The sequence below is a fragment of the Flavobacterium oncorhynchi genome, from assembly GCF_002217355.1.
Taxonomy (GTDB): Bacteria; Bacteroidota; Bacteroidia; order Flavobacteriales; family Flavobacteriaceae; genus Flavobacterium; species Flavobacterium oncorhynchi.
Genome location: NZ_MUHA01000047.1, coordinates 1 through 519, shown reverse-complemented (window position 1 = coordinate 519; position 519 = coordinate 1). Strand labels below are relative to the sequence as shown.

The following is a 519-nucleotide window of genomic DNA, read 5'->3' as shown; positions in this document are numbered from 1 at the left end:
CCAGAACCAGCAGTTTTAACAGCAAAAGATACTTGTACGGATGCTTTTGTAAGTTATACAGAATCAAAAACTGAAGGTGATTGCAGCGGCAGATATACTTTGACTAGAACATGGACAGCAAGTGATGAATGCAGAAACGAAAATGTATTCACACAGACTATTAATGTTTCATGTCTGCCAAATATCTTTAACGGAATCTCTCCAAACGGAGACGGAATAAATGACACATTTGTTATTGGCGGCATTGATTGTTTCCCAAATAATACAGTGAGAATCTTTAACAGATATGGAGCTAAGGTTTATGAGAAAAAAGGTTACGATAATGTAACCAATCCTTTTGAAGGAATCTCGGACGGAAGAGCGACAGTTCTTAAAGGAGAAAAACTTCCAACTGGTACATATTTCTATACTTTAGAATATGATGATAACGGAAAACAAGTACAGCGATCAGGTTATCTCTATATCAGTAATCAATAATTAAATTAGAAATTAACAAATATTAATATACAAAAACAGGAC

At 34.3% G+C, this 519-nt stretch carries 1 protein-coding gene; it reads left to right on the top strand.

What is annotated here, in order from left to right; genetic code table 11:
* The coding region (locus B0A75_RS20285; protein ID WP_133063521.1) for a gliding motility-associated C-terminal domain-containing protein at nucleotides 1–477 on the top strand (477 nt) is incomplete at its 5' end.
* Between the last annotated feature and the right edge of the window lie 42 nt (nucleotides 478–519).